This is a genomic window from Rudaea sp. (genome assembly GCF_036383415.1).
In the GTDB taxonomy this organism is placed as follows: Bacteria; Pseudomonadota; Gammaproteobacteria; order Xanthomonadales; family Rhodanobacteraceae; genus Rudaea.
The window spans coordinates 1-12384 of record NZ_DASVOK010000492.1 but is presented as its reverse complement, the minus strand read 5'-3'; the positions used below and the strand labels follow the sequence as shown (position 1 = coordinate 12384).

The following is a 12384-nucleotide window of genomic DNA, read 5'->3' as shown; positions in this document are numbered from 1 at the left end:
GTGGCCAGGCCTATTTCGACGACACCACATTGGCCGACGCGGTGGCCGAATTGAACCGCTACGGCAACGCCGGAATCCGCTTCGCCGATCCCTCGCTCGCAACGCTGCGCGTCTCCGGCGTGTTTTCCACGCGCGATCCCGGACAGTTCGCCGCGGCAGTCGCCAGCCTGCATCAGCTGCGTGCCGTACATGACGGCGCCTCCATCGTGCTGACCCGCTGACGTTCGCGTTCCGCGGCTCGTCCGAGTCGCGCATCGTCGCCTTCTTGTTTCAAATCGATGACAAATCGATGTCCGGATTCGCGCACCCGGGCGTCTACTTGGATGGCGCCTCACTCCCGGGACGCCATCATCAATGGGGAACAGGCTTTCATGAGGGCATTGACGAAGCAGATCAGGGCAGGGTTGTTGGCCGCCGCGCTTGCCGCACCCGTCGCTGTCTACGCGCAAGTCACTTATCCGTTCGACCTGCCGGCGCAAGCACTCGCCGATTCGTTGCGCGCATTCGGCAGCCAGGCGCGCATCAACGTGATCTTCGATCCGGCCGCGGTCAGGGACCGCAACGTACCCGCGCTCAAGGGCAGCTACACGTCGAAACAGGCCTTGGCCAAATTGCTCGAAGGCACCGGCTACACCGCCGAATTCACCGACGCGACGACGGTCGTGATCAAACCGCAGGGGCCGAAGCCGACGCCGGACAAAACCCGCCGCGCGGACGACAAGCCGGTGGAATTGCCCGAAGCGCAGTCGAGCTCGACCTCGTCGAAGCTCGACACGGTCACCGTGCTCGGCTCGCTGATCCCGCGCGCGCAGGTCGAAACCGCCAGCATGCTGATCACGATCACCGCCGAGGACATCAAGAACCGTGGCTTCTCCAGCGTGGCGGATGCGCTGCAGAACGCCACGGTCAACACCGGCGCGATCAACAACACGGCGATCAACACCGGCGACATCTGGGCGGCGAAGACGCTGAGCCTGTTCGGGCTGGATCCGAGCTACACCAAATTCCTCGTCGACGGACGGCCGATGCCGCTGTTCTCGCAGATTGCGCAGACGACTTCGGTCGACCAGTTGTACACCAACCTCACCGGCATCCCGATCGACCTGGTCGATCGCATCGAAATCCTGCCGGGCGGACAGTCCTCGCTGTACGGATCCGACGCGGTCGCGGCGGTCGTCAACATCGTACTGAAGAAGCATGTCGATTTCGGCTCGGTCAACGCGCGCCTCGGCTCGTATCCGAGTGGCGGCGGTCGCGAGCGTCTGCTCAGTGCGAGCGAGAGTTTCCAGGTCGGCAAGCTTGACCTGATGCTGAACGCACAGATCGGCGACCAGGAGCCGATGTGGGCATTCCAGCGCCGCATAACCGCGCAGAACTTTGCCGGAGGAGTCAATCCGCAGCAGCCGAACGCGGACGTTTTTGCCCTGGGGTTGTTTACCGGCACTACCTATTTTCCACAGAAGCCGGCGGACTGCGCCAAGCTGAGCGGCCTCTGGGGCGGCAGCGAGGGTTACCACAAAGACTCGTCGGGGACTTACTGCGGTTCGGTATCGTCGGGTGCCTACACGACCATGATCAACAAGGACAAATCGGCCAGCGCAAGCGCACATCTCACCTATGCGCTCAACGACCGCGTGCAACTGTACACCGACCTGTTCGACAGCTACGAGGAGCAGGCACATCCGTTGAGCTCCTTCTTCACCCCGTTTTACTGGGATTCCAATCTCCAGGATTTGATGTTCGTCTGGAAGAGTTTCGCGCCCGAGGAAATGGCCAACAACCTGGATGGCCTGCTCAACCAAAAGAACTACGAGAACACCTACACGGCGACGTTCGGCGCCAAGGCCGACGTCGGCGGCGGTTGGGTGCTCGACGCCGCCGTCACGCGCTCCGGGGAAAGTTCCAACAATCGCCAGACCGTATTGTGGTCGAGCCGCCGTCCCGATTCGTTCGGCGCGGCCTTTCTCGGTCCGCAGCTGGGCACCATGTACGGCTACCCGGTCTACAACCCCAACTACGGTCTGCTGTCCAATCCGGTCACGCCGAGCGAGTTCGCGAAATACGTCGGCTCCGCCTCGATCGCGAGTGCGAGCCGCAACGACCAGCTGCGCGCACAGGCGACGCAAAGCTCGCTGTTCACGCTGCCCGGCGGCGACGCAGGCCTGGCTCTGGTCGCAGAGACCGGCTACGAGTCGTGGAACTACCGTCCTGCGGCCTTGCTGAAGTCCGGCGATCTGTTGGGGCAGACTTGGAATCCGGGCGGCGGCGATCGCGACCGCTATGCCACCGCCGCCGAATTGAATCTGCCGGTGTTCAAAATGTTCACCGCCGATCTTGCCGCGCGCTATGACAGCTACGACGCGCAAGGCGCGAAGTTCAGCCACCCCACCTACAGCCTCGGCCTCGAGTTTCGCCCGGTCGACGGCCTGCTTCTGCGCGGCAAGTACAGCACCTCGTTCAAGGCGCCCTCGCTGATCGACCAGTTCGAAGGCGGAAACGTCAGACAGAGTACCGCCTGGGACTACCTCAACTGCGCGCGCCTGGGCTACACCGGCGCCAACGTCAACAAGTGCCCGGTCAAATACCTGCAAGTGCCGATCACGCTGACCGAGGTCAGCAATCCGCACCTGGACCCGCTGACCGCAAAGACGTTCTCCTACGGCGCGGTCTGGTCGCCGACCTCGAACCTGTCAATGAGCGTGGACTACCAGCACATCGCGATCAAGGATGAGGTGTTGAAGGAAAATACCGACTATCTGCTGCAGAACGAGTTGTACTGCGAGAACGGCACACTCGATCCGCAGTCGCCATCGTGCACCGCTGCCCGTGCCCAGATCATGCGTGCGCCGGCCACTCCAGGCTCGCCGCTGGCCGGCCGTCTGCTCGGCGTGACCACGACCAAGATCAACATCGCGCAAGAGGTCAACAATTCGATCAACGCGAGCTTCAACTACAAGCTCGACATCGGCTGGTACGGGCGCCTGGCCTTCGACCTTGCGTACACGCGTGTGCTCACGCACCGTCATCAGACGTTTCCTGGCGACCCCGAACTGGACTTCCTCAACCGCCCTCACTACAGCACGGAATTCCGGACCAAGGGCAACCTCGGCCTGACCTGGAGTCGCGGCCAGTGGAACGCGACGCTGTTCGGTACCTACTACGGGCCGACGCCGAACTACATCGCCTACCGCAACGACAGCTACGACGTGCCGCTGGCCGGCAAGGTCGCGGCGTGGCGCATCTGGAACGCCAGCGTCAACTATTCGCCAACCCAGGCATGGCGGCTCTCGCTGCGCATGAACAACCTGATGAACTCGATGCCGCCGATCGACGTGACGTACCCCAGCACGTTCAACCAGCCGTTCAACGCGGGCAACTACAACCCCTACGGGCGCGAGATCTTCGTCGAGGCGCGATACCAGTTCGGCCACGCCAAGCAATGACCTTCCTTCGATCCAAAAGAGAACAGACATGCAGGGTTTCCTTTTCCGCGCCGCGCTGATTTGCGGCCTGCTCGTGTGCTCCCGCGTGGCGCACGCCGAGGCCGCGCTGACCGACGTCGACGCCGCACTCAAGATCGCGCTGACCCGGCAGCAGCCGATGTTCATCGACTTCTCGGCGATCTGGTGCCATTCCTGCCACGCGATGGACGCGCAGGTGCTCAACGGCACCGACTGGGATTCGCGCCAGGATCGTTTCGTGCTCGTGCGCAGCGACGCGGACTCGGTCAACGGCGCTGCGTGGATGAAGAAGCTTGGCGTTCCGACGCTGCCGACCTACGTCGTGCTCAATCCCGACGGCAGCGAGCGCGGGCGCCTGACCGGCGAGATGAAGCGCGCCGATTTCTATCCGGCCTTCGACCGCCTGCTCAGCGGCGAGGATTCGCTGGCCAAGCTCAATGCCAAGGCAGCGGCGGGTTCGATCGACGCCGCGGCCAAGGTGCTGCGCGCCTACGACGAGCGCAAAGAACCGCAGAAGGGACTCGACTGGTACGCCAAGCTGCCCGAGGCGACGCGCAAAGCCGTCCAGGGCGATGGCCCTGCGTCGATCCGGCTCGCGATCGTCGAAGCGCACGCCGCGCAACACAAGATGCTTTTTGCCAAGCCGAAGGCTCCCGCGGCGGAAAGTGCGCGCCTTGCGCAGGAATGCAGGGCGCGCGCGCAGCAGGTACTCGACGGCAAGTCCGAACTCGAAGACCGTTTCGATATGGCACGCACGCTGCTTTCCTGCGCGAGGGACCTGCCGCCCGCGCAGAAAAGCGCGCTTGCCTCCGCGCAATTGCCGGTCTTGAAGCCGCTGTACGAAAACGAGATTCCCAATGCAGGTTCTGGCGCAGTGCGCGAGGCGACCTACACGATGGTGCAAATCCACGAAGCGCTCGGCGACAAGCCGGGCGAGCAGGCGGCGTACGACGCCGGCATCGCGATGGCGCGCAAGGCGCTCAACGACGGTCACGGCGGCATCGACGTCAAGGAAGACCGCAGCATGGCCGAAGTCCATTCGGAGCTGCTCAGCCGTACCGACAAGCGCAAGAGCGAGTATTCGGCGACGCTGAAAACGATGGTCGAAGCCTACCCGGACGATTTCTTCTGCCAGTACCAGTACGGCCGCGACTTGCTCGCGAATGGCCACGCTGCCGAAGCCTTGCCTTATCTGGAGCGCGCCTCGAAAGGCGCAAGCGACACTTGGAAGCTGAGCACGGCCTACGCGCAGGCGAAGGCGCTGGTCGCCCTGCAGCGCCGCGCCGAAGCCGAAAAGCTGTTCAACGAAGCGATGCGCAAAGCCGAAGCGCAGTTTCCCGAGCAGACGCGTTTCGACAAGCAATACATGAAGCTGTAACCGCGCGGTCTTCCGCTTCGTTTCGATACTTCACTTTCCTGGATCTGTCATTCATGCCCATGCTGCGTACCCGTTTGCTCCCGCTCGTGCTCGCCTGCCTGCCCGTGTTCGCCTTCGATGCGCGCGCGGCCGACGCAGTCGATCTCAAGCATGAAAAATTCCAGCTCGACAACGGTCTGACCGTGATCGTGCGCGAAGACCACAAGGCGCCCGTCGTCGCGGTGTCGATCTGGTACCACATCGGCTCGGGCGACGAGCCGGCGGGCAAGACTGGTTTCGCGCACCTGTTCGAGCATCTGATGTTCTCCGGCTCGGAGAACCACAAGGGCACCTATTTCGCGCCGTTCGAAAAAGCCGGTGCGACCGGGCTCAATGGCACGACCTGGTTCGATCGCACCAACTATTTCGAGACCGTGCCGACCACGGCAGTCGACATGGCGTTGTGGATGGAGTCCGACCGCATGGGCCACCTGCTCGGCGCGATCGGACAGAAGGAACTCGATACCCAGCGCGGCGTGGTGCAGAACGAGAAGCGCCAGGGCGAGAACCGCCCGTATGGGCGCACCGACGAAAACATCCTGAAGAACATTTTCCCGGCCAATCATCCCTACCAGCACGATACGATCGGCTCGATGGCCGACCTCAACTCGGCCTCGCTAGTCGATGTCAAACAATGGTTCCGCAGCAACTACGGTGCGGCGAACACGACGATCGTACTCGCCGGCGACATCACTCCAGCCGTGGCCAAGGAAAAAGTGCAGAAATATTTCGGCGACATCGCCGCCGGGCAGCCGGTAGCCCGCCAGCAACCGTGGATCACGCCGCTCGCGAAGACGACGCGTGGCGTGCAGCACGACCATGTGGCGCAGCCACGCCTGATCCGCACCTGGGTCGCGCCGCAACTGGGCAGCGACGATGCGATCCTGCTCGATCTCGCCACCACCGTGCTTGGCGGCGGCAAGGCCTCACGCATGTATCAACGCCTGGTCTATCGCGACAAGCTCGCCGACGATGCGAGCGGCGACATCAGCATGTTCGCGCTGGCGAGCTGGATGCAGGTCCAGGCCGACGTGAAACAAAACGTGGATCCGGCCAAGGTCGATGCGGCGGTGGACGAGGAAATCCAGCGCTTCATCGAGGAAGGTCCGAGCGAGGACGAACTGCTGCGCGCCAAGACGCGCTATCGCGCGGATTTCGTGCGCAGCCTTGAAAGCGTCAACGCGCAGGCGACGGTGCTCGCGGAAGGGCAGGTCTACCGTGGCGACGCGGATGCGTACAAGAGCGACCTGCGCCGCGTCGAGGCGGCGACGGCCGCCGACATGAAAGTTGCGGCCGCACGCTGGTTCGGCAAGGGTGACTACCGGCTGACCGTTCTGCCGGCCGGCAAGGATTTCAATCCGGATGCCGAAGACGCCAAGGTCGTCGCTCTCGGCGCAGCCGAAGGGCGACCCGCGGCCAAGCTCCCGCCCACGGCCAAGTACAGCGTCGGCAAGAGCAATGTCGACCGCAGCCGCGGCGTGCCCGAGGTGACTTCGTTCCCCGAGCTGACTTTTCCGTCCGTGCAGCGCGGCAAGCTCAAGAACGGCGTCGAGGTCATCCTTGCCGAGCGCCATGCGATTCCGCTGACCCAGGTGCAGCTGCTGTTCGACGCCGGCTTCGCCGCCGACCAAGGCCGCAAGCTCGGCACCGCCGCATTCACCGCCGCCTTGCTCAACGAGAGCACGCAACAGTTCGATTCGGTCGAGGTCGCCAAGCGCAAGGAGCGCCTCGGTGCGAAGGTCGGCGCCAGTTGCGATCTGGATACCTGCAGCGCCGGGCTCAACGCGCTGAACGACCAGTTGCCGGCGTCGCTGGCGTTGCTCGCCGACAGCGTGCGCCGGCCCGCGTTCAACGCGGCCGACATCGAACGGCTGCGCGGCGTGCGCCTGGCCGAACTCGCGCAATCGAAAACCGAACCGGGTGGTATCGCCCTGCGCATACTGCCGCCGCTGCTCTACGGCAAGGGCAACGCCTACGGCATTCCGCTCGATGGTTTCGGCGGCGAGGACGAACTCAAGTCGCTGGCCGCGACCGACTTCGACTCGTTCGCGCGCGACTGGCTACGTCCGGACAACATGAAGATTCTGGTCGTCGGTGACACGACGCTGGCGCAAATCGCGCCGCAGCTCGACGCGGCCTTCGGCGACTGGCAGGCGCCCGCGACCCCGCTGCCGAAAAAGAAACTCGCCGCGGTCGCCGCGCAGGCGAAGCCGCGCGTGTTCCTCATCGACCGGCGCGATGCGCAGCAGTCGTTGATCCTCGCCGGCCTGCTCGCGCCGTCGTCGAAGTCGCCCGACCACCTCGCGCTCGATGTCGCCAACGAAGCCTTCGGCGGCAGCTTCACCTCGCGCCTCAACATGAACCTGCGCGAAGACAAGCATTGGGCCTACGGCGCCGGCAGCCAGGCGCAGGACGCGATCGGCCAGCGCTCGCTGTTCATGTACGCACCCGTGCAAACCGACAAGACCGCAGAGTCGGTCAGCGAAGTGCTCAAGGAAGCGCGCGCGGTCATCGCCGAGAAGCCGCTGACCGAGGCCGAAATCGACAAGATCAAGGAAAGCAGCGTGCGCGCGTTGCCGGGCGCTTATCAGACCGGCCGCGCGGTGCTCGCCGCGCTCGGCGACATCGTCAAGTACGGCCGCGCGGACGACGACGTGCAGACGCTGAAAGCGCGCACCGAAGCCGTCACTCCGCAAATGGCGCAAAGCGCGCTCGCGAACGTGATCAAGCCGCAGGCGATCACCTGGGTCGTGGTCGGCGATCTCGGCAAGATCGAAAAGCCGGTGCGTGCCCTGAACATCGGTCAGGTCGAGGTCCTCGACGCGGATGGCCACACCGGGCACTGATGCGGCGCTCAAGTGGCGGTGTCGACAACTGAAATGACGGAGCGGTTCGACGGAGGAATGAATTGAACAAGATCAAGGCAACGAGAAAAACCCTGCTGTGCGTGCTTGTTTGCGCGCTGCTGCCTTGTGCAGCGCATGCGGCTCACACTCCGCCCGCTGCAGCTCAAACCGCGTTCGAGCACGCCGCGACTTTGGACAAGGAAAAGAAATTCGCCGAGGCGGCATCGTCCCTGGTGCGAGCGATCGACCTCGACCCGGAATTCATCGCCGCGCACGAACGACTGCAAAACGTGTCCGCAGACCTGAAGTTTGCGGCCTACGAGGACAAGAAGCTGGAGCCTCAGTTCAAGGCGGTCAAAAAGCTCATCGACGACAAGTACAAGGAATGGGAGAAGCGTTATCCGGATTCCCTGGGAATCGCGTACGGCATGGGCAATCGATTCGCCGCGGAAGAAAGCCCGAAGGCGAGGGACTACCTGCTGAAGGTGATTCAACGTGATCCGGGCAACGCCAAGACCTATTCCCTTCTGTCGCAGGATGCCGACCGCCGAGGCGACCTGAAGGCCGCTCTGGAATACGTGCAAAAAGCTTCATCCGCCGAACCGCAGAGCGCGGACTACGCTTTCCAATACGCGAGCGGGCTCAAGCATATCGACCGCGCCAAATGGGAAGCAGCTTCGCTCGACATCGCCAAGCGCTTCCCCACCAGCGAACGTGGCGCGCAAGCCCTGTACTGGCTGGGAATGAATGCCGAGGGCGACGCCCGGCGCATTGCCGTATGGGAACAACTGCGATCACAATTTCCGCCGCAGAAATTCAATTGGTCGGCCAATGCGATGGCGCCTTTGTTCGAGGCATACCTGCGAACCGACCCGGCGAAGGCGGTGAATTTCGCCGAGAAAATGAAAGCAGCAGCCACTACGAAAGCAAACGACGAGGCGGAAAAATCCGCCAAGGACTGGGACAAGCGGATCACGTTGGCGAAAACCGTGGTCGATGTGAATCGGGGCCTGTCCCAGGGCAGGCCGGACCAGGCGATGGCCATGCTGGACAAGCTGGCGGCTGAGCGGACATCGTCGAACACCGCGATGATTGTTCGGCTGAAGGCCCAGGTCATGGCCGCGGCCGGAAAGAGGCAGGACGCCTACGAAAACCTGCTCACGCAGCTGACGAAGGCGCCTGACGAAGACACGCACGCAGCGTTGCAGCAATATGGCAAACAGCTCGGCAAGACGGAGGCGCAAGTCGAAGCGGATTTGAATACCCGCCTCGATGCGGCCGCGAAGCCCGCTACGCCGTTCACGCTGCAGACGTACGCATCGGGCGAAACGGTCTCGCTGGACAAGCTGAAAGGGAAGGTGGTCTTGATCACGTTCTGGTTTCCGGGCTGCGGCCCATGCCGTGCGGAGTTTCCGCATCTCGAAAAGCGGTGGAACCGTTCCGAAGCGACAAGGACTTTGCCTATCTGGGCATCAACATCGTTCGCGACCAGGACGACTTCGTCGATTCCTTCATGCAGCAGACGAAGTACGGGTTCACGCCGCTCAAGGGCGAGGAAGCGGTGACGAAGGCGTACAACGAGATCGGCTTTGCCCCGTACAACCTGCTGCTCGATCGCAACGGACGCATCATCTACAGCGGCTTCATGGCTCAGGATGCGGATGCGGGGCAGGTGGTGCGGCGAATGATTGGGTCGTTGCTGGCCAAGAAAACGCCACCCGCTTCTCCAGACAACGCGAAGTCGTGAAAAGTAGCAGAATGCCGTTTTCCCAAACCAGAAAGACTCCCATGCCCATCCCGTCCAGTCATCCGTTTTCCGGTTCGCGCCGCCTTGCCGCCGCGATCACTGCCGTGTGCGCAATCGTGATCGCTCCGCTCACCGCCTGCGCAGCGGCTGCGCAATCGACTTCGAAAGAGACGATCGATGCGGCGCTGAAGGCGGCGAAGGCTGCGCACGAGCCCGTGCTCGTCGACTTCTCCGCGATCTGGTGCCACAGCTGCTGGTGGATGAAGACCAACGTGATGAACGGCGCCGAGTGGGACGCACTCGGCAAGCATCTGGTCTACGTCGAGAGCGACTCCGATTCGGCCGACGGCGAGGCGTGGATGAAGAAGCTCAAGGTTACCGGGCTGCCGACCTACGTGATGCTCGACGCCGACGGCAAGGAAATCGGCCGCATCGTCGGCGAAGCCAAACGCGAGGAGTTCTATCCAAAGGTGAACCGCCTGGCAGGCGGCGCCGACACATTGGAAAAGCTCAAGAGCCAGGCCGTGCACAGCACGCCCGCGGACGTCGCACAGGCGCTCGACACCTATGCCGCGCGTGAGGACTACGATGACGCGTTCGCCTGGTATGCCGGCCTGCCGGCGGCTCTGCGCGAGCAGGCAGCGCAGAACGCGAAGGTCACGCTCGACCTCGAAGCGATGCACATGAAGCGCGACAAGCACAGCATGTCCTTGGCCAAGGCCGAGCCGGCGAAGAAGGCCACGCTCGCCAAGAGTTGCGTCGAACACGGCCAGCGCGCGCTCGCGTCCGCCCCCGGCTACGATGACCGCATCGACATCATCGACACGCTCGGCGACTGCAGCGAGGATCTGCCGCAGGCTCAGCGCAAGGCATTGCTGGCAGCGCCGATCGCCACCGCGGTCGCCCAGCTCGATGCGCAGAAACTTTCGCTGCGTCCGTTGCCTCCCGGTTCGCGCGATTCGGTATTGATCCTGGGCATGACGAGCAAGGCGATCGGCGATGAAGCCGGCTCCAAAGCGATCTTCGATCGAGGTATCGCCGCGTATCGCAGCCAGATGGACGACGGCAAGGGCGGCCTCGATCTGAAGAAGGATCGCAGCGCGGGCGATGATCTGTATGCGCTGTATCGCTTCTCGGACAACAAGGAGCAGAAGATGGCCCTGCTCAAGCAACTCGCCGCCACCTACGACGACGACTGCAATTATTCGCTCGGTTACGGCAAGGCCTTGTTGACCGATGGCAAGGCTGCTGAAGCGTTGCCGTATCTGGAAAAGGCCGCGGGCATGGCGACCGGGCGCTACGTGCTGCGCGTTGCCAACGTGCGCGCGAAGGCACTGCTTGCGTTGCAGCGCCGACCCGAAGCGGAGAAGGTTGTCGCCGACGCGCTGCAGGCCGCAGGCTCCTGGTTTCCCGAAGATCAGAAGGAGCTGAAACAGGTGCTGGCTGTGGACACGAAGGCGGACGCGAAGAAGAAGGTTTCCTGATCCCGGCGCGACTTGCGGCGCGAAGTCCGCTGTCCTTCGCGTCGCCTACAACGTACAAACTTTTGGTTGCTCATGTATAGATTTATCTTTTTTCTTGTTTTGTTGCTGGGTACCTTGCCCGGGTCGTCACGCGGGCAGGACGTCGCCGGCCTGCTGCCGATCGGCGAAGCCTACAAACTCAGCGCCGACGCTTCCACGCCCGGCGTGGTAAAGCTGCACTGGACGATCGCGAAGGACTACTACCTCTACCGCGGGCAGATGAAGTTCAAGGGCGGGGAGGGGGTCACTCTCGGCGAAACACAACTGCCCGAGGGCAAGAAGTACCACGACGAGTATCTGGGTGACGTCGAGACTTACCACGACGGCGTCGACTCGAGCGTACCCTACACACTCGCGCCGGGCACGCAGCGCATCAAGTTGTCGGTGAAGTATCAGGGTTGCCACGAAGTCGATCCCAAGATCTGCTATCCACCGCATACCGAAGAACTCGACCTGCCGCTGCCGAATGCCGCGGCAACGGGCGCAGGTAGCGGAACGAATGCCGGCATCGGCAAGGGGGAAGGGGGCCCGGCATTGGCCGCGCAGACGCCGAGCCCAGTCGACGTCGGCCTTCTTGCCGCGCTGGCGTTGGCCTTCGTTGGCGGCATGATCCTGAATCTGATGCCCTGCGTGTTGCCGATGCTGTCGATCAAGGCGATCGGTCTGCTCGAAAGTGGCGAGGACGCGGCCAAGGCACGCCGGCACGCGCTGGCGTATACGGCCGGCGTGCTGTGCACGTTCGCCGCGATTGGCCTCGCCATCGTCGCGCTGCGCTCGGCGGGGCACGCATTCGGTTGGGGCGCGCAATTGCAGCAGCCGCTGTTCGTCGGCGTGCTCGTCTGCGTCATGGCTGCGGTCGGGCTGTCGATGTCGGGCGTGGTCCAGTTCGGCACCTCGTTCGGCAATTTGGGACAGTCGCTGGCTACGCGTTCGGGTGTGGCCGGCGACTTTTTTACCGGCGTGCTCGCAGTCGCGGTCGCGAGTCCCTGCGTCGCGCCGTTCATGGGCAGCGCGCTGGCCTATGCGTTCGCGGCGCCCGTGGCTGCGGCGCTGCTGGTGTTTCTCGCTCTCGGTTTCGGTCTCGCGTTGCCGTTCCTGCTCGTCGGCTTCATTCCCGCGCTCGGTCGTCTGCTGCCGCGGCCTGGCGCCTGGATGGAGACGCTGAAGCAGGTGCTCGCGTTCCCGATGTACCTGACCGCGGTCTGGCTGGTGTGGGTGCTGGCGCACCAGCGCGGTGCGGACGCGGTCGGCCTCGTGCTCGTCGCCGCCGTGCTGCTCGCGATGACCCTGTGGTGGTTCGAGCGCAGCCGTTCGCGCGGCGCAGCGAGCAAGGCATTCGTCGTCGTGCTCGCGCTGCTCGCAGCCCTGCCGCTGTATCGACTCGCGCGAC

The 12384-nt window shown here is 63.6% G+C and carries 8 protein-coding genes; all 8 read left to right on the top strand.

Annotation, left to right across the window (positions count from 1 at the left end; genetic code table 11):
- On the top strand, window positions 1-221 hold a 221-nt coding region (locus tag VF497_RS17890; RefSeq protein ID WP_330891310.1), incomplete at its 5' end, for a FecR domain-containing protein.
- Between the two features lie 150 nt (window positions 222-371).
- On the top strand, window positions 372-3443 hold the full coding sequence (locus VF497_RS17885; RefSeq protein WP_330891307.1) for a TonB-dependent receptor: 3072 nt from the start codon (window positions 372-374) through the stop codon (window positions 3441-3443).
- Window positions 3444-3471: 28 nt separating this feature from the next.
- The gene (locus tag VF497_RS17880) at window positions 3472-4839 is read left to right on the top strand and encodes a thioredoxin family protein (protein ID WP_330891305.1); all 1368 of its coding nucleotides are present in this window, start codon (window positions 3472-3474) and stop codon (window positions 4837-4839) included.
- Between the two features lie 59 nt (window positions 4840-4898).
- The gene (locus VF497_RS17875; RefSeq protein WP_330891302.1) at window positions 4899-7724 is read left to right on the top strand and encodes a pitrilysin family protein; all 2826 of its coding nucleotides are present in this window, start codon (window positions 4899-4901) and stop codon (window positions 7722-7724) included.
- Between the two features lie 62 nt (window positions 7725-7786).
- Entirely contained in the window at window positions 7787-9289 is a 1503-nt protein-coding gene (locus VF497_RS17870) for a redoxin family protein (protein ID WP_330891300.1), read from the top strand.
- A complete protein-coding gene (locus VF497_RS17865; protein WP_330891298.1) occupies window positions 9238-9471 on the top strand; it encodes a hypothetical protein in 234 nt (77 codons plus the stop codon). The genes VF497_RS17870 and VF497_RS17865 overlap by 52 nt, the downstream gene beginning before the upstream one ends.
- Window positions 9472-9512: 41 nt before the next feature.
- Window positions 9513-10955: a thioredoxin family protein gene (locus VF497_RS17860; protein WP_330891296.1), complete on the top strand. Its 1443-nt coding sequence runs from the start codon at window positions 9513-9515 to the stop codon at window positions 10953-10955.
- Between the two features lie 72 nt (window positions 10956-11027).
- Window positions 11028-12384 (top strand): protein-disulfide reductase DsbD family protein (locus VF497_RS17855; protein ID WP_330891294.1); only part of this gene is annotated, 1357 nt, incomplete at its 3' end.